Source organism: Paenibacillus thiaminolyticus, from assembly GCF_007066085.1.
Lineage (GTDB): Bacteria > Bacillota > Bacilli > Paenibacillales > Paenibacillaceae > Paenibacillus_B > Paenibacillus_B thiaminolyticus.
In genome coordinates this window covers 288,773-312,111 of record NZ_CP041405.1, presented here as the reverse complement: position 1 = coordinate 312,111, position 23,339 = coordinate 288,773, and the positions used below count along the sequence as shown (strand labels likewise).

General features: G+C 57.4%; 21 protein-coding genes, 2 pseudogenes and 3 riboswitches. Of the genes and pseudogenes, 9 read left to right on the top strand and 14 right to left on the bottom strand.

Annotated features, from left to right (window positions below):
• Positions 1-99: 99 nt before the first annotated feature.
• From FLT43_RS01275 to FLT43_RS01260, 4 genes are all read right to left on the bottom strand, one after another.
• Positions 100-936, bottom strand: coding sequence for an ABC transporter ATP-binding protein (locus FLT43_RS01275; protein ID WP_087443950.1), 837 nt, complete (start codon positions 934-936; stop codon positions 100-102).
• A gap of 135 nt (positions 937-1,071) precedes the next feature.
• Positions 1,072-2,802: an ABC transporter ATP-binding protein gene (locus FLT43_RS01270; RefSeq protein WP_087443702.1), complete on the bottom strand. Its 1,731-nt coding sequence runs from the start codon at positions 2,800-2,802 to the stop codon at positions 1,072-1,074.
• Between the two features lie 51 nt (positions 2,803-2,853).
• Complete coding sequence (locus tag FLT43_RS01265; protein ID WP_087443703.1) at positions 2,854-3,888, bottom strand: FecCD family ABC transporter permease; 1,035 nt, start codon at positions 3,886-3,888, stop codon at positions 2,854-2,856.
• A gap of 5 nt (positions 3,889-3,893) precedes the next feature.
• The gene (locus tag FLT43_RS01260) at positions 3,894-4,949 is read right to left on the bottom strand and encodes a FecCD family ABC transporter permease (protein WP_087443704.1); all 1,056 of its coding nucleotides are present in this window, start codon (positions 4,947-4,949) and stop codon (positions 3,894-3,896) included.
• Positions 4,950-5,439: 490 nt separating this feature from the next.
• On the opposite strand from FLT43_RS01260, the gene FLT43_RS29150 reads away from it, so the two are divergent.
• The 7 genes from FLT43_RS29150 (at position 5,440) to FLT43_RS01245 (ending at position 8,628) form a co-directional block, all read left to right on the top strand.
• A complete protein-coding gene (locus tag FLT43_RS29150) occupies positions 5,440-5,916 on the top strand; it encodes a hypothetical protein (RefSeq protein WP_167386826.1) in 477 nt (158 codons plus the stop codon).
• On the top strand, positions 5,868-6,347 hold the full coding sequence (locus FLT43_RS01255) for a helix-turn-helix domain-containing protein (protein ID WP_164776242.1): 480 nt from the start codon (positions 5,868-5,870) through the stop codon (positions 6,345-6,347). Before FLT43_RS29150 ends, FLT43_RS01255 begins: the two co-directional genes overlap by 49 nt.
• A gap of 63 nt (positions 6,348-6,410) precedes the next feature.
• Positions 6,411-6,533 carry a hypothetical protein gene (locus FLT43_RS30420; protein ID WP_255321566.1) on the top strand — a complete coding sequence of 41 codons (123 nt, stop codon included), beginning with the start codon at positions 6,411-6,413 and terminating at the stop codon, positions 6,531-6,533.
• A gap of 206 nt (positions 6,534-6,739) precedes the next feature.
• Positions 6,740-6,979 carry a MerR family transcriptional regulator gene (locus FLT43_RS29875; RefSeq protein ID WP_244194279.1) on the top strand — a complete coding sequence of 80 codons (240 nt, stop codon included), beginning with the start codon at positions 6,740-6,742 and terminating at the stop codon, positions 6,977-6,979.
• 1 nt (position 6,980) lies between these two features.
• Positions 6,981-7,139 carry a hypothetical protein gene (locus FLT43_RS29870; RefSeq protein ID WP_244194280.1) on the top strand — a complete coding sequence of 53 codons (159 nt, stop codon included), beginning with the start codon at positions 6,981-6,983 and terminating at the stop codon, positions 7,137-7,139.
• Between the two features lie 109 nt (positions 7,140-7,248).
• Positions 7,249-7,563, top strand: a complete 315-nt coding sequence (locus tag FLT43_RS29865) for a hypothetical protein (RefSeq protein ID WP_244194281.1) — start codon at positions 7,249-7,251, stop codon at positions 7,561-7,563.
• Positions 7,564-8,628, top strand: a complete 1,065-nt coding sequence (locus FLT43_RS01245; protein ID WP_315974111.1) for an alpha/beta hydrolase family protein — start codon at positions 7,564-7,566, stop codon at positions 8,626-8,628.
• 135 nt (positions 8,629-8,763) lie between these two features.
• Here FLT43_RS01245 and FLT43_RS01240 read toward each other — a convergent pair whose 3' ends face one another.
• The 10 genes and pseudogenes from FLT43_RS01240 to FLT43_RS01195 all read right to left on the bottom strand — a co-directional run bounded on the left by FLT43_RS01240 (position 8,764) and on the right by FLT43_RS01195 (position 19,521).
• Complete coding sequence (locus FLT43_RS01240) at positions 8,764-9,963, bottom strand: oxalate decarboxylase family bicupin (protein ID WP_087443707.1); 1,200 nt, start codon at positions 9,961-9,963, stop codon at positions 8,764-8,766.
• Positions 9,964-10,132: 169 nt separating this feature from the next.
• Positions 10,133-10,243 (bottom strand): annotated as a pseudogene (locus FLT43_RS29860) (VOC family protein); the annotation flags it as partial.
• 197 nt (positions 10,244-10,440) lie between these two features.
• Positions 10,441-12,756 (bottom strand): annotated as a pseudogene (locus FLT43_RS01230) (universal stress protein).
• An 82-nt stretch (positions 12,757-12,838) separates the two neighbouring features.
• Positions 12,839-13,459 carry a potassium-transporting ATPase subunit KdpC gene (gene kdpC, locus FLT43_RS01225; protein WP_164776248.1) on the bottom strand — a complete coding sequence of 207 codons (621 nt, stop codon included), beginning with the start codon at positions 13,457-13,459 and terminating at the stop codon, positions 12,839-12,841.
• A gap of 31 nt (positions 13,460-13,490) precedes the next feature.
• Positions 13,491-15,524: a potassium-transporting ATPase subunit KdpB gene (gene kdpB / locus FLT43_RS01220; protein ID WP_087443710.1), complete on the bottom strand. Its 2,034-nt coding sequence runs from the start codon at positions 15,522-15,524 to the stop codon at positions 13,491-13,493.
• A gap of 12 nt (positions 15,525-15,536) precedes the next feature.
• A complete protein-coding gene (kdpA, locus tag FLT43_RS01215; protein ID WP_087443711.1) occupies positions 15,537-17,216 on the bottom strand; it encodes a potassium-transporting ATPase subunit KdpA in 1,680 nt (559 codons plus the stop codon).
• Positions 17,217-17,248: 32 nt separating this feature from the next.
• Positions 17,249-17,311 carry a potassium-transporting ATPase subunit F gene (locus FLT43_RS30730; RefSeq protein ID WP_369124651.1) on the bottom strand — a complete coding sequence of 21 codons (63 nt, stop codon included), beginning with the start codon at positions 17,309-17,311 and terminating at the stop codon, positions 17,249-17,251.
• Positions 17,312-17,442: 131 nt separating this feature from the next.
• Positions 17,443-17,859 carry a hypothetical protein gene (locus FLT43_RS01205; RefSeq protein ID WP_087443712.1) on the bottom strand — a complete coding sequence of 139 codons (417 nt, stop codon included), beginning with the start codon at positions 17,857-17,859 and terminating at the stop codon, positions 17,443-17,445.
• 119 nt (positions 17,860-17,978) lie between these two features.
• Positions 17,979-18,160, bottom strand: a riboswitch (cyclic di-AMP (ydaO/yuaA leader).
• A 109-nt stretch (positions 18,161-18,269) separates the two neighbouring features.
• Positions 18,270-18,458: riboswitch (cyclic di-AMP (ydaO/yuaA leader) on the bottom strand.
• Positions 18,459-18,798: 340 nt separating this feature from the next.
• Positions 18,799-19,074, bottom strand: coding sequence for a barstar family protein (locus FLT43_RS01200; RefSeq protein WP_087443713.1), 276 nt, complete (start codon positions 19,072-19,074; stop codon positions 18,799-18,801).
• 15 nt (positions 19,075-19,089) lie between these two features.
• Entirely contained in the window at positions 19,090-19,521 is a 432-nt protein-coding gene (locus FLT43_RS01195) for a ribonuclease domain-containing protein (RefSeq protein ID WP_164776244.1), read from the bottom strand.
• A gap of 249 nt (positions 19,522-19,770) precedes the next feature.
• On the opposite strand from FLT43_RS01195, the gene FLT43_RS01190 reads away from it, so the two are divergent.
• Positions 19,771-20,004 carry a hypothetical protein gene (locus FLT43_RS01190; RefSeq protein WP_087443715.1) on the top strand — a complete coding sequence of 78 codons (234 nt, stop codon included), beginning with the start codon at positions 19,771-19,773 and terminating at the stop codon, positions 20,002-20,004.
• Between the two features lie 70 nt (positions 20,005-20,074).
• A riboswitch (M-box (ykoK) riboswitch) is annotated at positions 20,075-20,244 on the top strand.
• A 373-nt stretch (positions 20,245-20,617) separates the two neighbouring features.
• The gene (mgtA, locus tag FLT43_RS01185; RefSeq protein WP_087443716.1) at positions 20,618-23,260 is read left to right on the top strand and encodes a magnesium-translocating P-type ATPase; all 2,643 of its coding nucleotides are present in this window, start codon (positions 20,618-20,620) and stop codon (positions 23,258-23,260) included.
• Positions 23,261-23,339 lie beyond the last annotated feature (79 nt).

The following is a 23,339-nucleotide window of genomic DNA, read 5'->3' as shown; positions in this document are numbered from 1 at the left end:
GAATCATGGGCGGGGCTGCCTCCCTGTAGCTAAAGCTACTTATGGCAGAGCCCCTTCCTTGTGCCCCCTTTCCCTTCTGATCCATGCCGTCCTCTTTACTCATGCGGTGTCAAGGCTTCGCTCCACGGCATCGGTCTCTGCAGCCGCGCAGCCCGCCAATTCATAAGGCAAGCAGAGCGGAACGCCAGTCCTCGGATCGGCCACGATATCGGCCTCGATGCCGAAGACCTCCCGCAGCACCTGCGGTGTCATCACTTCTGCCGGCGTTCCCTCGCCGACGACCGTACCCGCTTTGATCGCGACCATATGCTGGGCATAGCGGGAGGCATGATTCAAATCGTGGACGACCATGACGATGGTGCGGCTTTCTTCCCGATTCAGCTTGTGCAGCAGTTGGAGCACTTCCAGCTGATGGGCCATGTCGAGAAAGGTCGTGGGCTCGTCAAGGAACAGAATGTCCGTCTGCTGGGCCAGCGCCATCGCAATCCAGGCACGCTGGCGCTGGCCTCCGGACAGTTGATCGACGGGCCGGTCGCGGAAGGCGTTCATGCCCGTCATTGTAATCGCCCAAGCGACGGTATCCCGATCCTCCGCCGACAACGAGCCGAATCCCTTCTGATGCGGGAAGCGGCCGTATCCGACCAGCTCGGCGACGGTCAGACCGTCCGGGGCCGACGGATTCTGAGGCAGGATGGCAAGCTGCTTCGCCACCTCCTTCGTCGACATGGAGTGAATCGATCGGCCGTCAAGCAACACGCCCCCCGAACTGGGCCGCATAAGGCGGGCCATCGCTTTCAGAATCGTGGATTTCCCGGAGCCGTTCGCTCCGACGAGGGCCGTTATTTTGCCGTGCGGAATGGACAGATTCAAATTTTGCACAATCGCCCTCTCGCTGTAACCAATGTCGAGCTTCTGTGTCTGAAGCCGTTCCTTCATCATCGTCCTGCTCCCTTCGCTCCGGTATTCTATACTATAGAACTCGAGAAATACGTGTTCATAAAAGCCGGCTTCAACATACTTCCTCTATCATTTAGTGATCAAAGCGGACTGTGGGAACAGCCTCTACAAAATTTATGAAATCATCATGCCAACGCCGAACTGAGCCTGATGCAGCCGGTAGTAGATGCCCTGGGCCGCCAATAGTTCATCATGCTTCCCTTGCTCCGTAATGCCTTGCTCGGTGACGACGACGATCCGATCGGCATTCTTGATTGTGGCCAGCCGATGCGCGATGACAAGCGTCGTCCTTCCCTGCGAGAGCGCGGCCAGCGCCTCCTGAATCGCCGCCTCGGTCTCCGTATCCAGCGCCGAGGTCGCTTCATCCAGGATGAGGATTGCCGGGTTCTTGAGGAACATGCGGGCAATCGACAAGCGCTGCTTCTGACCGCCCGACAGCTTGACGCCGCGTTCGCCGATGAGCGTATCCATTCCTTCCTCCAAAGACAAAATCAGATCCTCCAGCTGAGCCTTCCGCGCGGCCTCCCATATTTCTTCCTCACTTGCGCCAAGCTTGCCGTACGAGATATTTTCCCGAATCGTGCCGTCGAACAGGAACACGTCCTGCTGCACAATTCCGATATGAGAACGGAGCGATTCGAGCGTAATCTTCCGGATATCTGTCCCATCGATCGATATCGAGCCTTCGCCGATCTCATAGAAGCGCGGCAGCAGGCTGCACAGCGTCGTCTTGCCAGCGCCGGACGGGCCGACGAGCGCGACGGTCTCTCCCGCCCGAATGGTCAAGTCGATGCCGTTCAAGATCTTCTCCTTGTTCTCATATCCGAAGCTTACGCCGCTGTAGCGAATATTCCCTTGCGGCTTGCCAATCGGACGGGCATCGGGAGCGTCAGCAATATCGGGAGCTGTCTCCAATAGCTCGAGATACCGCTTGAAGCCGGCGATCCCCTTCGGATACATTTCGATGACGGCATTGATCTGTTTGATCGGGCCGAGAAATACGTTAGACAACATAACGAAGGCAATGAATTCCCCGTACGTCATCTGATCGTTGATGACATACCATGTGCCGCATACGAGCACGAACAGCGAGATGAGCTTCATCAGAATGAAGCTGATCGAGGAATTCCAGGCCATAATCTTATACGTAATGAGCTTCGTCAACCGGAAGCGGGCGTTGTTCTCGGCGAAGCGGCGAATCTCATGCTTCTCGTTGGCGAACGCCTGAACGACCCGGATGCCGCTCACGTTGTTCTCCACCCGCGCGTTATAGTCGGCAATATCGGCGAACATTCGCTTGAAGGCCCGCGACATTTTGCGGCTGAAGTAGAGCGACAAATAAATCATGAGCGGCACGATGATGAATGTCAGCACGGCGAGCTCCCAGTTGATGCTCAGCATGATGCCGAAGGCGCCCCCCAGCGTCATGACGGCGATGAAGAGATCCTCCGGCCCGTGATGCGCAATCTCGCCGATATCCATCAGATCGTTCGTCATCCGGGACACGAGATGGCCTGTCTTGTTGTTGTCGAAGAAGCGGAAAGACAGCTTCTGCACATGATCGAACAGCTTTTTGCGCATGTCCGTCTCAATGTTAATGCCCAGCTTATGCCCCCAGTAGGTAACGACGAAGTGCAGTCCGGCACTGACGACATAAATGCCCAGAAGCCCGAGGCAGGCATACAGAATCCACCTCCAGTTGCCGCTCGGCAGCAGCTGATCCACGACGCCGTTGACGGCGATCGGGAAGGCCAGCTCCAGCAATGCGGCCAGGATGGCGCAGGAGAAATCGAGAATGAATAGCCATTTATAGGGCTGATAGTAAGCAAAAAAGCGTCGAAACACAGTGATAACCTCTCTTTTCGTTCATGATCAGGACGTCTGTCCATCGCTTGCTTACGCTTTGGATCGCGCAAGCAGATAGAGAAAATAAGGGGCGCCGATAACGGCGACGACGATGCCTGTCGGCACCTCGGACGGCTGCAAAATCCAGCGGCCGATCGTGTCTGCCGCCAGCACAAGCAGCGCGCCGGTCAGCGCGGAAGCCGGCAGCAGCAGCTGATGCTTCGGTCCGACAAGGCGCCGGGCCAGATGCGGGCCGATCAGTCCGACGAAGCCGATGCCGCCGCTTACGGCGACGCTGGAGCCGGCGAGACCGACCGCTGCCGCGAGCAGCTTCAGCTGCTCACGCGACACATTCGCGCCGAGTCCTGCTGCCATCTGCTCGCCCAGATTCAGCACATTCATGACGCGCGCCTTGCAGAAGACATAGGGCAGCAGCAACACGATGAACGGCAGCAGCGCCAGCACGAACTTCCAGTTCGTTCCCCAGATGCTTCCAGCCAGCCAGGTCGCCACGAATTGATACTTCTCCGGGCTCAGCCGCAGCGTCATCACGATCATGGCGGCGCTGATTCCCGCCGCAACGGCCACGCCCGTCAGCAGCAGGCGCGTCGGCCGCATCCCTTCATGCCGCTTATAGGCCAGCGCGCAGATGAGGGCGGCCGTCAGTCCCGCGCCAATCCAGGCCAGCACCGGCAGCAGGAACACCGGAGCCGCAGCCGTCGTCGGATAGAATGAGAAGAATAGCATCACGATAAGTCCGGCGCCGGCGTTTATGCCGAGAATGCCCGGATCGGCCAGAGCATTGCGGGAGATACCTTGCATGACGCAGCCCGATACGGCCAGGCCTGCCCCGATAAGCAGGGAGAGGACGATCCGCGGCAGGCGGAATTCGAATAGAATCAGCTGCTGCTTATCGGTCCCCGCTCCGAACAGGGTGCGTACCAGATCCAGCGGAGACAGCCGGATGAATCCGGTATTCATGCTGACCATGAACATGAGTATAATCAAGATTCCCAATATGGCCATAATCGCAAGGCTGCGGTTTCGCTTGCGGCGCTCGGGCGTCAATGGTGTAATCTGTGCCATTTCGCTTACAGCTCCCTTCTTTCTTTACGCGCCAGGAAGAGGAAGAACGGAACGCCGATAAGCGCAATCAGCGCGCCGACAGGCGTCTCGAACGGCGGATTGATCATTCTCGCGGCCAGATCGGCGAATACGACAAGCAGGCTGCCGAGCACCGCCGAGCAAGGAATAATCCAGCGGTAGTCGACGCCGACCAGATAACGCGCCAGATGAGGGATTATGAGACCGACGAACCCGACGGCTCCGACAACGGACACGGCCGCACCGGCCAGAATCAGGACAATGATCGTACCCGCCAGCTTCACCAGTCCGGTGCGTTGCCCCAGCCCCTTCGCGATCTCGTCGCCCAGACTGAGCATCGTGATTGAGCGCGAGATGGCGATTGCGCCGATGAGCGCGGCCGCAATCCAAGGGAACATGATTTTGAGCTGGAACCATTTCGTCCCGGCTACACCGCCTGCATACCAGAAGGCCAGATCCTGCCCGATTTTGAAATAGAGCGCGATCCCTTCGCTCAGCGCCGACAGCAGCGCACTGAGCGCGGCTCCGGCCAGTACAAGGCGCACCGGCGTAAGTCCGCCCTTGGCCAGCGAGCCGATGCCATAGATAAGCCCGGCCCCGAGCCCGGCGCCCAGGAAGCCGTACAAAATCAGATACATGAACGGCAAGCCCGGGAAAAAGGCGAAGCAGATGGCCATCATAAATCCGGCCCCCGCATTAAGTCCGAGCAGTCCGGAATCCGCCAGCGGGTTCCGGGTCATGCCTTGCATAATGGCTCCGGCCACAGCGAAGCATGCTCCGACCATCGCCCCGCCCAAGACACGCGGCAATCGGAGCTCTTGAATAATCTGATGCTGCGTCACGTCGGGATTGAAGCGGAAGATCGCTTCCCATACGGTCGCGAACTTGATATCCGCCGCGCCGAACGATATCGATAAGACGAGGCCGAATGCCAACGCAATCAGGCCGCCTATAATCATGATGCCGCCCGCCCACGGACGCGACCGGAATTCGACTTCCTCCGGGACGGTTTCCTTGCGTAACACGTTTGCCGCTTGATTCATGCATGTCACCCTTATGGTAGTTTTGATATTGATTCTCATTTTCATCAATTTCATTCTAGGTCGATCGCACAGTAGTGACAATGGACAAACGAAAGCGATTTTTTGCACAAAATCGAAAGCCCTTCCTCCCCCATCGAGGGACGGGTTGCCGGCTAACTCCTTCAGCGGCGGCCCATTAGCCAAGCGGGCGGCTTCCCGACGTCCTTTTTTCCTCGCCTTTTCTTTTACACAAAATAAAATGCCCCTCATTTCATTAGCCAGTGAAAAGCCTCTATTTTTCTACTACAATAATTACCGATAATCATTATCAATTAGAGAAGGGCAGCAATGTGATGACTGAAGACGCTCACACTTCCGTTCCACTCCGTTCGTTGCTCTTTCTTTTGTCGAACATCGGGCTGATTGCCCGGCCTGTCGGATGGACCGGCGGCATACATACGGAAAACAACCATTCCTTGCTCATTTTTACAAGCGGTTCGGCAGTCTTGCCGTGGATGGCCGTCCCTTCCATTTCGGTGCTGACAAATGCTACTTGCTCGCGCCCGGAAACGCGGCTCGCATCAGCAACGGATATGATAACGCCGTCCGCTTCTATTGGCTCGCCTTCGCCGCCATCCAGGTAGGTCTTTCCCGGCATACGGATTATACGGGCAGCCTAATGCCGGAGCGTTATGAGCTTGCGGCCTATCCGTTCTCCCGGCTTATTCGTATCGCGGACGAGCTGCATGCAAGGAGACATCACCGGTCCGATTTGGAGTCCTTCCGGCGGCAGCTTCGCTTTCAGGAGCTGCTCCGATTTCTGTTCGAGCAGAACTTCCGCTCCGAGCATGCGCCGAACCCGGCCCAGTCGGTCGAGGATACAATCGGCTATTTGCAGAGCAATTATGGGGAGCCGATAACGGTCCGGCAGCTTGCCGAGTGGCCCGACTGTCGCAGTGGCAATATACGGCCCTCTTCCATGAGTTGACCGGCAAGAAGACGCTTGATTATGTGACCGAGCTGCGCATCAACAGCTCCAAGCAGCTCTTGATCGCATCGCAGGATCCGCTGCGGGAGATCGCCCGCCAAGTCGGATTTTCCGATGAATATTACTTCAACCGCCGCTTCCGGCAGACAACGGGAGTGACGGCCAGACAATATGCCCGTTCCATGAGAAGCCGGACGCGGGTAACAGATTGGACAGGGCATGAAGTCGAGATTCCGGCCCGGCCAGAGCGAATCTTCTACTACGGGGAAACGCTCGGGGATCTGCTGGCGCTTGGCGTGGATGCGATTGGCGGTCATAACCGCTTCAGCAATCATTTTCTTTTTCGAGATCGGTTCATCTCTGTCGCAGATGTCGGACATCCGATCAATCCGGATCTCATCATCTTCGCCAACGCGGATGAGCGCCAATAGAGCCGCATCTCCAGAATCGCTCCTACGGTCACGTTCAATTCCTTCGCTTTGCTTGAGCATCGCTTGCATACGCTCGGCAGCTGGCTGGGCAAAAAACGCGAAGCCGTCAAATGGAACTACGCGGATGCCCTCACGAGAGAGCTGCTGCTTGATGAGCTGCCTCGCCTCATGGGCAAGAGCGGGTAACATTCCCTGTGCGTCAATTCCTTAATCTCCTGTCCGAAGACGAGGGGCTGCTCGAGCTCCCCGCATGTATGATCCGGTCTGCTCCTATTCATTCTCATTCGTTCGCTTGCCATTGTATCCCGCCTGCCCCGGCCGGAAATAGACAAACAAGAGCGTTTCTTTGTACAATTTCAAGCATACATCTGCATGTGACGGAGGGCGGAAGGATGAAGATGACAAGAAGCCAGCTCGCCAAGCTCACCGGAGTGCATAAGGAAACGATCCGGTACTATGAACTCCAAGAAGTGCTGCCTGCCCCTGAACGGGCGCCCAACGGCTACCGGGTCTACACAGACAAGGATCGGGTCCGGTTGAAATTCATCAGAGACGCCAAGTCGCTCGGTTATTCGCTGAATGAAATTAAAAGAAGCACTGCATCTGCTGACAACCCAAATGGAGGCGGATGAGTTGAGAGAAGTGGTGCGGGAAAAAATCGGCCAGCTCGAAGCGCGAATCGAAGCACTGCAGAAGATGAAGGGGCTGCTGATCGAACTGCTGGCAACCGCGGAGGAGGACATTGAGCAGTATTTGCAGACATTTCGTTCGAACGATGATGACGATGGATGAACCAGGACTTGACATTGTAGCATGCTACAGACTTTATACTACAGGTGAAAATCAGAAGAACCCGTTCCCGGAATCCGGGAGCGAGTTCGTTGCACTGGAGGTATGTAATATGACTGGATTGGAACTTGTCGTTATCGCCGCCAACCTGCTGGCAGCCGGGTGGATCTGCTTCGGGAGGAAGAACAAGCGGCTGGATGGGCCCGCCCTGTTCATCCTGGCCGCCGCGTTCCTGCTGCATGCCGGCATCGGCCAGCTTCGGCTGCAGATGGTGCCGGCCTATATCCTGGCTTTGCTTCTAGGCTTGATGCTTCTCGTCCGACTCATTCACAGCGGGGATGGCCGGCCCCGCCCGTCTCGCCTTACGATCGCAGCGCTGTCGCTGCTCGGGCTGGCGTTGTCCGGGGGTTCCGTCTATTTGGCGTAAATCACCGTCTGGTATCCGGCCGATCACGATGCGGCGGCCAAGCTGCCGCGCAAGCCCTATCCGAAGGAAGTGACCGAAGCGATGAGTCTTGTCTTCCGCTTCCCGCCGTCCCTGTTCGGATATCTGGACGCCATTCCGACCCATACGGTCGAGGGACCCGCCGTCTCGGGTACGCAGCCGAAGTATCCGGTCCTGCTGTTCTCTCCCGGGGTTCGTTCCACGCGCTATCAGAGCATGACGATAGTCGAAGAGCTGGCCAGCCACGGATATATCGTCGTCGGCACCGATCATCCGTACACGTCCTCCAAGGTGGATTTCCCCGATGGGAGGAGCGTACTGTACCGCCCCGGGCCCGAGTACCCGACTTCCGCAGCGCAGTATGAGGCGAATGTGACCGGGATAGACATTCGTTCCGAGGATGCCCGCTTCGTGCTGGACACGCTGACCGAATGGAACTCCGGAACGGGCGATGCGGACAAGCTTCTGCGCGGCAAGCTCGACCTTGAGCGGGTCGGCATTTTCGGGCATTCCTACGGCGGGGCGACGACGGCCGAGACGTTGGCCAAGGACAGCCGGTTCAAGGCCGGGGCAAGCCTGGAAGGCGGCTTCTGGGGCAGCGTGGCGCACACGGGCCTGAAGCAGCCGTTCCTGTATATGCTGACATCCGATACGGCGGATATGATCCGGGAGCAGCTTGAAGGGAAGCAGGCCGCAGAAGAAGGCGGGATCGGCCAAGGCACGCGGGAGAAGCTGTTCTACGAGGAATATATTCCGGATCTCCAGTCCGTCTTCGAGAAAAGCTCTGCCGACCGCTACTACTTGACCGTCAAGGGCTTCTTCCATCAGAGCTTCGCGGATGTCGCCCTCCTGTCTCCGATGTTCGCCAAGGAGGTGTCTGCGGACCAATCCGTCCGCATTAAGCGGGACTATGTCCGCTCCTTCTTCGATCGCTACTTGCTCGGCAAGGAAGCGCCGCTGCTGGACGGCCCGTCGCCGCGGTATCCCGAGGTGGAGTCCGATCCGAAGCTGACAGCGACCGGGGCGGCGGCAGCGCCATCCCGGTAGGCGCAAGACCCGGCCGGCACGGAACGGGTCAGAAGCCTCCGCTCTTCTCACCGCCATTCTATGACACCTGTTCGCAATTTCCGGCTATTGCCGAAGTCGCGCGCCGGCGGTTGCCGAAGTAACATACCGGCTGGCCTAGTCCTGTTCAAGGACCGGCGGAATTCCCGGATACTTGACGACAGGCCATTTCGTCTTGCAGAGCGACTTCATCAGCTCTGGCGACCCATAGACATTGTCTCTCACCAGATCATGCGGAGTCAGCGCCATCCATTGATTGAGAGACAGGTCGGCGAAGCGGTCGCTCTTGAACATTTCCAGGAACCACAAGCTGTCCGTGCCCGTGTTCTGAATGTAGTGGCCGAACGCGAACGGAACGTATCCGACGTCCCCTGCCCGGTAATTGAACGTCCGTGCCGTGCCGCTGCCCGCGAAGACCGTCATCCGCCCTTGACCGCTAAGATAGTACTGCCATTCGTCATTATTCGGATGCCAGTGCAGCTCCCTCATCGCGCCGGGCTTAATCTCCACCAGGGCGGCGGCCACCGTAACGGATACGGGGAAGTTGGAGGAATCGGCGATGCGGACGGAGCCTCCCGGCGTCGTCAGCGGAGGCTGGGCGAGCAGACGATGCACGAAGCTCCGCTCGACAGTGCCGTTCGGGGCAGGCACCTGCGCCTCCGAGATCGGACCTGGAACCTCGTCCTGGAAAATGTACAATTGCTCGGCCGGCACATGCTTAAATGCGCTTATCGGCACTCCGAAATTGGCCGACAGCACTTCCTTAGGGGTGTGCGCGAACCAATCGGAGATCGACAAGGTGTTCAGATCGGAGAAATTGCCGTCATCGAAGACAAGCAGGAACTCGCAGCCTTCCTCTAGCCCCTGAATGGAATGAGGAATGCCCGGCGGGAAATACCACAAATCGCCCGGACCGACATCGGCAATAAAATTGCGGCCGTTCTGATCGACCGCCGTAATCCTCGCCCGGCCCAATATCATGAAGGACCATTCGGCCTGCTGATGCCAATGAAGCTCTCTTACCCCTCCCGGCGTAAGACGCATATTCACGCCAGCCAGCGTCTTCGCGACCGGCAGCTCCCGCGCCGTAATCTCGCGGGACCATCCTCCCTGATTCAGCTGCATATGCGCGTCGGAGAACGAGAACTTCAAATTCGGCAAGAGTCCCTCGTCCGTAACCGGCGGCACGAACATATCCGGGTTCTCCCGGTCGCGCATTACGTCGCGCGGGCCAAAATCGGTTGCACCGGCGCCGTCGCTTTTCCGAATCGGATGCGGGATGCATTCCGGCTGCTCTTGCTTCGGATTGTGTTGCACCCGTTAACCACCTCCGCCTCAAGTTGTTGTAGCCTGGCATCTTCCTGGGCGAACCATTGAGGATCTGCAGGGTATCTCCCCGCACAAATCACTTGAACCATATGAGGCGGAGGCGATGATTATTCCCGTAAATAAGCGAGACAGACGCGAAATGCTTTCGGATCAGAGCTCATTTATCCACATAGACGGATATCTCGATCAGATTTCCATCCGGATCCCGCACATAGACCGAGATGATGCGGCCGACAGCGCCCGTGCGGACCACTGGTCCCTCCTCTATACGTCTTTTCGATATCTTGCACGGTCAAGACGAGATGATCCAACGCTTCGATAGTCAACATCCGATCTCTTCCTTTCCTAAAAAGCTTCCTGCACTTATTGCCAAGTCGCTGTATTGCGGCATATCGCAACCGCGCCCGCACACATCGTTGCTTAAATTTCGCCATAACTACGGTATTCGTATCATCAGCCGCCATGTCACTGGCAGGATACGACCAGCACATCCATATCGCGCGCATGGCGCAGCAGCGACCGGACCGTCGATCCGCGGACTAGCTCTTCCGCCAGTGTCCTCTTCCTGGGTTGGCCGACGATAAGCTGCGTCGCCCGGCATGCATCCGCTTGGCGTAGAATGACTTGGTATATGCGCTCGGACTTCGCCGCCTCATGAACCTGGAATGTCCCGCCCAAGCGAACCGTCATCTCCTCCAGCCGGGCGATCCGGCTGTTCTCTTCCTCCGTGGCTCCCCTCCCTTCGAGACGAATATGGATCACATGCCATTCGGCCTTGAGGCGCCAGGAGATGCGGAATCCGCGGCGAATCAAGGTTTCCGCATGCTGCGCATTCGGGACGCAGACGATAATGGCCTCATGCCGGCGCCAAGGTCCACGCAGCGAAGAGGACCGCTCCCATGATTCCAGCCGCTCGTCGACATCGTCCGCGATCTCTCGCAGAGCCAGTTCTCGCAGGGCGATCAGGTTTTCCGTTGTGAAAAAATGGCTTAGTGCCTGTTCCACCTTCTCCCTCGCATAGATTTTGCCCTCCCTCATCCGCTGCCGCAGCATCTGCGGAGTCACGTCTATAAGCTGTACTTCATCCGCCGCATGGAGCACGCGAATGCCGGTCAACTGCGCTACGGCATCATTCAAGCTCTCAAGATGCTGCACGTTAACGGTTGAGATGACGGATATTCCTGCGTTCAGCAGCTCCAGCACATCCATATAGCGCTTCTTCCGCGCGCTTCCCGGGACATTGGTGTGAGCCAGTTCGTCCACGAGCACGACATCCGGCCGGGTGCGCAGCACCGCCTCCGTATCCATCTCCTCGAGGCGCGCTCCCCGATACGTGACGATCCGGCGCGACACGATGGCGAGGCTTCCCACTTGCGCCTGCGTATCGCTGCGGCCGTGCGTCTCCAGTAATCCGATCACGACATGGAGCCCTTTGCGCTGCAGCTCATTGCCCTCGCGCAGCATCGCGTACGTCTTGCCCACGCCGGGAGCGCCCCCGACATATACTTTGAAGCGGCCCCGCTTCGGCTCGGCGGCGCCACCCCAACCTTCCCGCAAGGCCGCCTGTCCCTTGCTTGCAGCGATGTCGGGCTTCCTCATCTTGGCGGCCAGCATACGTTCCCCTTCATATTGAGTACGATCCGCCATGAAGAACAGATCGATACGATCCATCCTCCGCAGCAGGCCATTGACTGCGGAGCCGTGCCAGAGCTCCTGGAGCCGGGTCTGCTTGGAATGGCCCAGTACGAGCCGGGTCACCCGCCGCTCGGCCGCATAGCGGATAAGCGCGTCCGGTAAGAAGCGGCGGGAAGGAAGCGGACGCTCCTCGAATCGTCCGCCTACCTTCTCCGTCAGCTTCCGCATCGAGCGCCGGAAGGCGCGCTCCTCCCGGGACAGCTTCTTCCCCGGCCGAATGAATGCGGCGGCCAGCATATCGCCATTAAGCCGCCTGGATATCTGCTGGCCGCGGCGAATATAGAGGGAGCCGTTCCAGTGATACTGCACGGCGACGAGGATGCGCTCTGCCGAACCGGCCGGGCCGTCCATCCCCTTCGCTTCCCGGCGCTGCGCGAGCGAAGCGTGCGCGTCCTTGGCGACCAGCCGCAGCGCAAGCTCCCGCAGCAGCGCCACCTGATCGCGCTGGAATGCGGGGGCGCCCGCAAGCGCCGCTCCTTCCCTGCTTACGCCCTCGGCCGCCGCCAAGCGGGCCATCATCGTCTCCGGAGTGACGTCGATGAGCCTCACTTCGTCGGCTAGCGCGAGCACGTCGGCGCTTACCGCGGCTTCGCCCGCAAAGCCCGACAAGGCCTGGGCCTCCTCATTCGCCCCGTCCAGCTCATAGACATTCACCGTCGTAATGATGCTGATGCCATGGGCGAGCAGACAGCGAATATCATCAAGCCGCGATCAGCGCCGCGCCTCCGGGCGGTTGCGGTGGGCTAAGCCGTCAACAAGCAGGACGTCCGGATTGCGGGCCAGGATCGCCTCCACATCGAGATCCTGCTGGCCCGCATTCCCTGGAGGCCACGGAATGCCGGGAATGGATTCAAGCTCCGCTCCCGATTCCGCCAGGCCCGCCGGGTATAAGCCCGCGCCCAATCCTGAGCCGCCCGCGATCGCCACATTGACGCCCTGGCGCTTCAGCAGCTGCCCTTCCTGCAGCAGCTCATACGTCTTACCGCAGCCATCGACCGGGCCGATATACAGCTTCAAGCTGCCGTGCCTCCGATTCTGGAGCGGCAATAATCGTTCATCCGGCGCCTGCCGCCGTTGTTCTTCCACGCGTGATCCCCCCTTTGGGAAAGCCCTGCTTCTGATTGGGCGAAGGCGATAAGCGTACCGGCAACAGAGCAGCGCCGCTCCGTTACCGGTCCAGCAGCGCCCGGAGATCCAGGTTCAGGGCCAGTACATTAACCCGCGGCTCGCCGAAGAGCCCGAGATCGCGCCCTTCCGTATGCTCGCCAACCAGCTTCTCCAGCTCCGCCGGCGCGATTCCGGTCAAGCCGCTGATGCGCGGAATCTGAACCCGTGCCGTCTCCGGCGTAATATGCGGGTCCAGGCCCGAAGCGGAGTTGGTGACCAGATCGATCGGAAGCTGAGCGGCCGGATCAGCCGGATTGCCGCGCTCCCAGTCGCGGACGGATGCCTTCATCCGTTCCAGCAGCTCCGGATTGGACGGAGCATAGTTATTCGAGCCGGACGCTTCCGCCTGATAGGCGATGCTCGATATCCGGCCATGGAAATAGCGCGGATCGTCGTACGGCTGGCCAATCAGCTCGGAGCCGATGACGGCTCCGCTGCTGTCACGGATAAGACTTCCATTGGCGCGCTCCGGCACCAAGGCCTGCAGCAGTCCGGTGCAGGCGAGCGGATAGAGAATGCCGCACAGCACGATGAAGACGAGACTGAGCCGCGCTATGCTAAGGACAGCCGATACGCCGCTTCGGGCATCTTGCTCCTGTGGCGCCTGTACAGAATGGTTCATCATAATTTTTCACTCTTCCTTCCCGACTCGGTTATACCCAGAGATGAACGACCAGATCGATTAATTTGATGCCGATGAATGGCGCGGCGACGCCGCCGAGGCCATAGATGAGCAGATTGCGGCTGAGCAGCCGTCCGGAGCTCACCGGACGATAGGAGACGCCCTTCATCGCCAGCGGAATCAGCAGCGGAATAATAACGGCATTAAATAGTAATGCCGATAATATGGCCGACATGGGCGAACCGAGGCCCATCACATTCAGCGCCCTCATCTCGGGAATCGCGACCATGAACATGGCGGGGATAATCGCGAAATACTTCGCGATATCGTTCGCGATGCTGAAGGTGGTCAGCGCGCCCCGTGTCATGAGCAATTGCTTGCCGATCCCTACCACTTCGATGATCTTCGAAGGATCGGAATCGAGATCGATCATATTGGCCGCTTCCTTCGCGGCGATCGTGCCGCTGTTCATCGCCAGCCCCACATCGGCCTGGGCCAAAGCCGGCGCGTCATTCGTACCGTCCCCGGTCATGGCGACCAGCTTGCCTGCCGCCTGCTCCCGGCGGATGACGGCGATCTTGTCCTCCGGCTTGCTCTCCGCGATGTAGTCGTCCACGCCGGCTTCGGCGGCGATGGTCGCGGCGGTCAGCGGGTTGTCGCCCGTGCACATGATCGTCTTGATACCCATCTTGCGAAGCTGCTCGAAGCGTTCGCGCATGCCCGGCTTCACCATATCCTTCAAATAAATCAGTCCGGCAATCCGCCCGTCTACCGTGACCGCGAGCGGGGTGCCGCCCTGTGAGGCAATCCGGTTCCCCTGCTCGTCCAGATCCGCAGGGATCGTCCCGCCTTGGGCGGCCGCCCATTTTTTGATTGCATCAACGGCTCCTTTACGCACTTGGCGCCCGTCCTTCAGATCGACGCCGCTCATGCGGGTCTCCGCTCTGAATTCAATCCACTCCCCGCCCTCCGCAAGGGCAGGATCGAACGTAAGATTTTCCTTCTTCATCAACTCCAGCACGGAGCGGCCTTCAGGCGTATCATCGTTCAGGGAGCTAATCGCGGCCCATTCGGCCACGGTGCGCAGCTGTTCATTCCCGACAGGCACGAACTCGCTGGCCATCCGGTTGCCGAAGGTGATCGTTCCGGTCTTGTCGAGGATCATTGTGTTGATATCCCCTGCGGCCTCCACCGCTTTCCCGGACATCGCCAGCACATTGTACTGCGTCACCCGGTCCATGCCGGCTACCCCGATGGCAGACAGCAGCCCGCCGATCGTCGTCGGAATCAGACAGACGAGAAGCGCAATGAGAACCGCCGCATCGAGCTGAATATTCAGGTAGGCCGCCATCGGGGCCAGAGTGACAACCACAATCAGGAAAATAAGCGTCAAGCTGATCAGCAGCGTATTGAGCGCGATCTCATTCGGCGTCTTCTGCCGCTTCGCTCCTTCAACGAGCGAGATCATCCGATCCAGGAACGTATCCCCCGGATCGCTCGTGATTCGTACCTTGATGGCGTCGCTGACAACGCGCGTGCCGCCGGTCACCGAGCTGAAATCACCGCCCGCTTCCTTGATTACGGGAGCCGATTCCCCCGTAATCGCGGATTCGTCCACAGACGCGAGACCCTCGATAACTTCTCCGTCACCGGGAATCACGTCCCCTTGCGAGACGAGGACGATATCGCCCTTGCGCAGCTCCGATGCGGCCACCATAGCAACTCCGTCTCCCGTAACCTTGTTCGCCACAATGCCCACCTTCGATTTTTTCAGAGCGCCCGCCTGGGCCTTGCCCCGCCCTTCCGCCAACGCCTCTGCGGCATTGGCGAACAGCAGCGTGAACAGCAGAATCAGGAACACGGCCAGATTGAAGCCCATAGTTTCCTTCGTGCCGAAATAGCCCGGGAACAAGAGCATCAGCAGGACAACGAAGGTGCCGGCCTCGACGACGAACAAGACGGGATTTCTCATCATCGTCACCGGATTCAGCTTCCGAAGGCTGTCCTTCCCTGCCTGCTTGACGATTTCCTTCGTCAGCATGCGCTTGCGATTTGTCGTATTCATTTCCGATTCACCTCACAGATTCCGGAGCGTCAGATGCTCCGCGATAGGACCAAGCACGGCAGCCGGAAGGAACGTAAGTGCCCCGATAATAAGCACCGTTCCGACCAAAATACCGACGAAAAGCTTATTATCGGTCCGGAACGTGCCGGTCGTCTCGGGAACGGGCTGCTTGCGGAGCAGCGATCCGGCCACGGCAAGCAGAGCGATCATCGAGATATAGCGTCCCAGCAGCATGACGAGTCCGGTCGACAGATTCCAGAACGGCGTGTTATCCCCCAGCCCTTCGAAGCCCGAACCATTATTGGCGGCGGAGGACGTATACTCGTACAGCACCTGGGTAATGCCGTGGAAGCCCGGATTCGTAATGGCCCCTCGGCCCAGATCGGTAACGAACGCAATCGCGGTCGGCGCCAATATGATCAGCGGATGCGCCAGGATGGCAATCGCAATCAGCTTCATTTCCTTCGCTTCGATCTTCCGTCCCAGAAATTCGGGAGTGCGCCCGACCATCAGTCCGGCGAGGAACACCGCCAGGATCGCATACATCAGCATGTTCACCAGCCCGACGCCGTCCCCGCCGAAGACGCAGTTCAGCATCATCTGCGCGAGCGGCACCAATCCGCCCAGCGGGGTCAGCGTGTCGTGCATATTGTTGACCGAACCAGTCGTCGCGGCAGTTGTTACCGTCGTGAACAGCGCGGACTGGGCGATGCCGAAGCGTACCTCCTTGCCTTCCATATTGCCCTGGGACGCATCCACCCCGAGCGCGCTCCATGCGGGATTGCCCGCGCTCTCGGCATAGTAGGCCAGGCTCAGGAACAGCAGGAACAGAATGGACATCGCGCTAAAAATAACCCATCCCTGCTTCCGGTTCGACGCGAAGCGGCCGAATGTATACGTAAGCGCGGCCGGAATGCACCACATCATCAGAATCTCGAGCACGTTCGTCAGCGGAGACGGATTCTCGAACGGATGCGATGAGTTGACGCCGAAGAAGCCGCCGCCGTTCGTCCCGAGATGCTTGATGGACACAAGCGATGCGACCGGGCCCGCAGCGATATGCTGCGTCCCGCCCTGCAGCGTCTCCGCTTCCGTCACCGGAGCCAGCGTCTGCGGCACCTTGAGCGCCCCCAGCACGAGCGCCATCACGATGGCGAGCGGCAGGAGAAGGCGCGTGTGCGCCTTGACGAAATCGGTAAAAAAGTTGCCGATAGCCCGGCCCGTCAAGCCGCGCATGAACGCGATTGCCACCGTCAATCCGGTTGCGGCGGAAGTGAACATCATCATCGTAATGACCGCCATTTGCGAGAAATACGACAATCCCGTCTCGCCGCTATAATGCTGCAGATTCGTGTTGGTCATGAAGCTGATGACCGTATTGAACGCCAGCGTGTGCTCTATTCGATCCGTTCCGTTCGGATTGAGCGGCAGCAGATGCTGGAGCCGCAATATAACGTAGCTAACCGCGACGAGCATCAGATTCGTGGCGAGCAGGCTGAACATATATTTTTTCCAACTCATATCCGGACGGCGGGCAAGCCCGCCCAATCTGTAAATCGCGTTCTCCACCGGTCCGAACAGCCGGTCCGTGCGATTGGGCTCATTGGAGAACACATGGTATATATAAGTGCCAAGCGGCTTCACCAGCAATAACAGCGCCAGCAGCACGACGGCGATTTGCAGCCAGTCCATAGAGGTTGCCTCCCTTATTTCCTTCTACTGCCTCAGAATTTCTCCGGATGAACCAGAGCGTAGCCTAAATATAAGAAGAGAAAGACAGTAACCATCCCGATAACGATCATCCTCGCTCTCCTCCTTCATCCACGACCCGCCCGCACCAGGCCAAGAAGCCATAGAACAGGGCGAATGCCGCAGCAATGAGCACAGCCATAACGAGATCGGACATGCGGATACCTCCTTAGGAATGAGCGGCCAGATCGTCCGTTACCAGGAACGAATAATTCCGGCTCGCTGTATAAATGACATAGTTGGCGCCCAAGCCGCGGTAGACGAGCCGCGGATTTGGATGTTCCGTAATAACATAAATCGGCTTCGACGTCCAGATCCGGCAGATTTGCAGGTACCGGCAGCACAGATTCAAGCTTCGTTCGAACAAAAAGATTTTGCCGACGGCCAGCTGCGGGATGACCCATGTTTTCTCATCGGCCGTATGAAGCATAATGAGATGGCGAGCGCCCAGAGCGCGCATCCGCTTCAGCTCCGCACGGTTGTTCGCCAGGGCGGCGAAGGGAATGTCCTTCTCCGCCAGCAGCTTGACGAACGCTTCGCCTGCGGCATTCGCCGCAGACACCAATACGACTTCCTGTTGACCCATTTCTTCTCTCCTCCGATTCTTCGTCCGGAGACAGCAACAAAAAAAGAAGCCGGCAACAAGAGGAACTCTTCTCGCGGCTTCCAGGCACAGCAAAAATAACCGTGTCTTTCACGACGTTCGTTGCCTCTCTCGGTACGCTTACGAGGTTAGCTGTCGGATTCGGGCGAGAGAGTCGCCCTACCTCGGGACATGGCGCATCATTCGCGCCGCCGCATGCCCCGGGATTCACCCCATGAATGTGCCCAGACATCCGGTTGGTTCCCCCGCTCCCTGCCGTGCAGGGATTCAGCGATACAGACAATCATGTGCAATTGGCATAAAAAAGACCGCAGAGGACCCCCCCTGCGGCCGCAATGGTCACAAGTTCATCATCCTCTCCCTCATGAGCGCAGCAGCCGCGGATCGCGGAATGCCGCACTCAACAACGCTTACGAGGTTAGCTGTCGGATTCGGGCGGTGAGAGTCGCCCTACCTGAGTGATGCGGCCCTAGGCGCCGCGCTCAGGATTCACCCCATGTGCCGCTGATCGACTCTCACACCGATCAGGCGTCACCGTTGGTTCCCCCGCTTTCCTTGCGGAAACTCAGCGATTGTGAAATGAAAATATTTGAAATTTATGAATCGTATATTACGCTTGCCTCTACACTTTGTAAAGGAGGCGGAAAGGCAGAAAAATTCCTTTTTAGCAAGAGTAGAGGAAGCGGCAGCGGTTACAGAAGCAGCTTTCTTTACCGGGCTCGCTGTAGCTCGCGTTTTCACTGTTATCCTGGTTCAGCGGGAGAACGTCCTCTTTTCGCGGAAAAAACGGGCTTCGTCGAACTGGTCCCGGCTCCCGAAATGCACAAAAAAACCGTCTCCTTGTCAATGGTTGCGGCGATGCCTCCATTTGACCCAGAAACGGTTACTTTATGTGCTGGAGCGGTCTTTCCGTCCGTCTATTCAAGCCTGGACGACAAACGAAAATCCTTCGATCTCCTCGGCCGCCTCTTCGAATAGATCGAGCAGCTTCCGGCCGTATTCGCCCAATTTTTGCTCGCTTGTCTCATAGTCCAGCCAGGTGACCGTAAGCGGCAGCTCGACATATCCGGCAAGACAATCCCATAGCGCGTCCAGGTTGCGGCCGTAATGCTCCGGCAATTCGAGCGCTTCCTGCAGGAATGTATGCAGTTGCTCCTTGCTCTCGATGGAGCTTCCCTCTACGACTACGTTACGCACGGGCTCCCCCCTTTCTCAATCTATCGGTTCGAACGTCTCATAATGATCTTCGGTCTTATAGATCAGCCCGTCGTTGGAAAATACAATTCTGTCCTTCCCCCGATGGCCCTCCGTATAGTTGATATCCGCTTCATACCAGATTCTGCCCTTTTGCTTGGGCAGCTTCCCTTCACGGTTGCGGAATATGTCGCCGCCGATGCTTTTACCTGGCGCAACCTCGTGCAGATTGCCTTGGCGGGCATCCCAGCCCAGCCTCTTGGCTTCCTCCTTCGTGATGAAATTATCCGGCAATTGCTGGTGTGACTTAATATAGTTCGCAACCTCTTCGAAGCCGGTCAGCTCCTGCTTGCCCGAATCCGGAATCGCGGATGGCTTGCTGTCCAGACCGCAGCCCGCTAGCAGCAGCAAGCTCAATAGAAAGACCAGCACTGATTTGATGACTTTCAACAATGTCTACCCCGCTTCGCTCTTCGTAGAGCAGGAAGCTTGATGATAATCTTCCTGTCTTCCTGCCCTCTCGCTGTAGTATCAACTATCTTTTCTCGAATTTCAACCCCTTGCTTGCAAATGTCCCTCCAATTCCGCGTTTATCAATTTCTAGGTGGCTGTCTGCGGGAAGAATGTCCAATCAAGGCCAAAACGCCATGCATATAATGCACTAGGTTCGACACTATTGGGAGAGAGGAGCTGAGACTCATGTCTCATGGATGCAAAGGCGAAGAGTTCTGCCCGAGCAAAGCGGTATTCGATCCGCCTCAATATATCTTCAACAAAACGTATCATCCGCAGAAGGTCGAAGTCGTTCACCCGATCGAGATCATTAATCAACATTTCTGTGTGCCGGTTTTCAAGCATGTGTTTCCCGTAAAAGAGAAGGATGTATTTTGCTCCAGCGCAAGAAAACGGAGAAGAGCGAAAAGAAAATCATAATTTATTCCATTTGATGACTTGCCATTGACAAACGACTCAAACAAGACATATGATAACAAAGTAATTTTCATCAAATCCTCGTTAGGTGAGGCTCCTATACAAACATAGGCCACTGCCCGGAAATATCGAAAGATACCAATGGGTAGAACAGGAACTGCCGGATTAAGGCTTTTCTTAAGGTGGCTAAGAGCGGACGTTCTTTACGTTGTATAGTGCTAAAACTAGACTAGGGGGAGCAAATGACGTTGTAGTCTCTATTTCTGCGCGTATTTCAACCCTCTAGCTCTGCTGGAGGGTTTTTTCATTTCTATTGTGAAAAGGGGGAATGCGTCCATGGACAGCGGACCTAGCAGTCAACAGCCGCATAGGCGACAACATCCTGTACTGAGGAAGAGCCGTCTGCTTGTTGCTCTTCAAGCGATACCCGACTTATTTCATTCCCCCGCAAAAAATCGATGGCGGCGGGTTTATTTAAGTATGCGTATGTGACTTGAACGCATCGGTAGACGGTTCAGGCTCCCTCTGGAATACAGGGGGAGCTTTTTTATGTTTGTGTTCGAACGAATCGATACCGTAGGGATTCTAAGATGACCTGCGAGAGGAGGAATTGACAATGGCACGGAAATTGAAAAATTTGAAAAATAAAGATAAACTGACGAAACGCATCGCAGAGCGCCTCATCCAGGCCTCCGTATTGCTGGAAGAAGATGTGATGGAGGAATGGAACACCCGCCCCGAGGGCCTGAGCGATGCCGAGGCTAACGCCCGGATGGAGGACTGCGGCAAAAACGAAGTGGCTCATGAAAAGCCGCCGGCATGGTATATTCAACTGTTGAGTTGCTTTGCCAATCCATTTATATTGATCCTGCTGTTCCTTGCGGCCTTCTCTTATATAGCCGATTCGGATATCGAAGCCGTAGTTATTATTTCGACTATGGTCACCGTCAGCGTCATCATCACGTTCACCCAGGAATTCCGTTCTGCGCGCACGGCGGAGAAGCTGCGGGCCCTGGTCAGCACGACGACCACGGTTAGCCGGGAAGGCCGCCGCCAGGACATCGACAACAAGCTGCTCGTGCCCGGGGATATTATTCACTTGTCCGCCGGGGACATGGTCCCGGCGGATGTCCGGCTACTCGCCGCTAAGGATGTCTATGCCGCGGAATCCGCCCTGACGGGCGAAGCGATGCCGGTCGAAAAAATCGATACGCTGCCGAGCGGCATGTCCCGGCCGGGGAATACGCGCCGAAGCAATCCCGCCAACGCGCTGGAGTTAACGAATATGTGCTACATGGGAACGAATATCGTCAGCGGCTCGGCGACGGCCGTCGTAATTGCGACGGGTCCGGATACGTACTTCGGTTCAATGGCCAGCCAGCTGACGGGCAAAGCTCCGCTCACCAGCTTCGATCTCGGCGTGAAGAGCATCACCTATCTCCTAATCCGCTTCATGCTGATTATGGTTCCGGTTATCTTTTTCGTCAACGGATTCACGAAGGGAGACTGGTGGGACGCTCTCTTGTTCGGCCTGTCGGTGGCCGTCGGACTGACGCCCGAAATGCTGCCCGTCGTCGTGGCCGGGAATCTGGCCAAAGGAGCGGCAACAATGGCCCGCAACAAAGTCGTCGTGAAGCGTCTCCACGCGATCCAGAATCTTGGCGCGATGGATATTCTGTGTACGGACAAGACGGGAACGTTGACGGAAGACCATATTGTACTGGAACAGCATCTTGACACGAACGGCAATCCGGACAGACGCGTGCTGGAATATGCTTACTTGAACAGCTACCATCAGACCGGCCTGTCTAATCTGCTGGATGCCGCCATATTGAAGCATACCGAGTATTCCCATTTGATAAATGAATATAAGAAGCTCGATGAGATTCCATTCGATTTCAACCGTCGCCGCATGTCTGTCGTCCTCCGCGCCTCGCAGGAAGAGCATCTGCTCGTGTGCAAGGGAGCGATGGAAGAAATACTCGACATCTGCGCCCATGTCTATGAGGAGGGCCAAGTCGTTCCGCTTACGCCGGAGCGGGCGGACAAAGCGCAGCGGCTCGCTCAGGAACTGAACGAAGACGGCTTGCGCGTACTCGCCGTAGCGATGAAGCGAGTCCCATCCCGGGAGGAGCCCTACGGAATCCAGGATGAGCAGAACCTTGTGCTGGTTGGCTGTCTCACCTTCCTGGATCCGCCGAAGCCTTCCGCCAAGGAGGCTATCCGGGCACTGGCAGACAACGGAGTCAATGTGAAAGTTATCACGGGAGACAATGCGGCCGTCGCCTGCAAAGTATGCCAGGATGTCGGGATCCGGACCGAGGCGGTTCTGCTTGGTGAGGCCGTGGATGCGCTGACGGATGAGCAGCTGGCCGAGATCGCGGAGCTAACTACCGTGTTCGCCAAGATCAATCCGCTGCAAAAAGCGAGAATCGTTCGTGTCCTCAAAAGCAGAGGCCATACGGTCGGGTTCATGGGCGACGGCATCAATGACGCCGTGTCGCTGAAGGAAGCGGACGTAGGCATTTCTGTCGATACCGCGGTCGATATCGCTAAGGAATCGGCGGATATGATCTTGCTGGAAAAAAGCTTAATGGTGCTGGAGCAAGGCGTCATCGAAGGACGGAAGACGTTCGGCAACATGATCAAATATATTAAAATGACCGCGAGCTCCAACTTCGGCAATATGTTCAGCGTCCTGGCAGCCAGCGCCTTCCTTCCCTTCCTGCCGATGCTGCCGATCCATTTGCTGCTGCAAAATCTGTTCTATGATATCTCCCAGCTCTCGATTCCGTGGGATAAAATGGACAAAGAGTATTTGCGGAAGCCGCAGAAATGGAATGCAAAATCGATCAGCCGATTTATGGTGTTCATCGGTCCGATCAGCTCGATCTTCGATATTACGACGTATGCCTTGATGTGGTATGTCTTCTCGGCCAATTCCGTCGATCAGCAGGCGCTGTTCCATTCCGGTTGGTTCATCGAGGGCTTGCTGTCGCAGACGCTTATCGTGCATATGATCCGCACCGAGAAAATCCCATTTGTCCAAAGCACGGCGAGCAGACCCGTCCTGCTGCTGACGAGTCTAATCATGGCATGCGGAGTGGCGCTTCCATTTACGGGAATGGGCGCTGCCATCGGCCTGGTGCCGCTGCCGCTGTCGTATTTCCCATGGCTTGTCGCGACCTTGCTCTGTTATTGCGTGCTGACCCAGATGGTCAAAAGCTGGTATATCCGTAAATTCGGAGAATGGCTGTAATCGTGCCGATTCCGGCAGCCGGCTAGCCCGGAACGATGCTAACCCGATCAGGCGAACATGCCCGATCGGGTTTGTTCTG

Bases quoted from the DNA above. Each gene is read 5' to 3' on its own strand.
- mgtA (WP_087443716.1), top strand. From the start codon at position 20,618: ATGGCACGGAAATTGAAAAATTTGAAAAATAAAGATAAACTGACGAAA.
- FLT43_RS01275 (WP_087443950.1), bottom strand. From the start codon at position 936: ATGAAGGAACGGCTTCAGACACAGAAGCTCGACATTGGTTACAGCGAG.
- kdpB (WP_087443710.1), bottom strand. From the start codon at position 15,524: ATGAATACGACAAATCGCAAGCGCATGCTGACGAAGGAAATCGTCAAG.
- FLT43_RS29875 (WP_244194279.1), top strand. From the start codon at position 6,740: ATGAAGATGACAAGAAGCCAGCTCGCCAAGCTCACCGGAGTGCATAAG.
- FLT43_RS01260 (WP_087443704.1), bottom strand. From the start codon at position 4,949: ATGAATCAAGCGGCAAACGTGTTACGCAAGGAAACCGTCCCGGAGGAA.
- FLT43_RS29865 (WP_244194281.1), top strand. From the start codon at position 7,249: ATGACTGGATTGGAACTTGTCGTTATCGCCGCCAACCTGCTGGCAGCC.
- kdpC (WP_164776248.1), bottom strand. From the start codon at position 13,459: ATGAACCATTCTGTACAGGCGCCACAGGAGCAAGATGCCCGAAGCGGC.
- FLT43_RS01190 (WP_087443715.1), top strand. From the start codon at position 19,771: ATGTCTCATGGATGCAAAGGCGAAGAGTTCTGCCCGAGCAAAGCGGTA.
- FLT43_RS01205 (WP_087443712.1), bottom strand. From the start codon at position 17,859: ATGGGTCAACAGGAAGTCGTATTGGTGTCTGCGGCGAATGCCGCAGGC.
- FLT43_RS01265 (WP_087443703.1), bottom strand. From the start codon at position 3,888: ATGGCACAGATTACACCATTGACGCCCGAGCGCCGCAAGCGAAACCGC.
- kdpA (WP_087443711.1), bottom strand. From the start codon at position 17,216: ATGGACTGGCTGCAAATCGCCGTCGTGCTGCTGGCGCTGTTATTGCTG.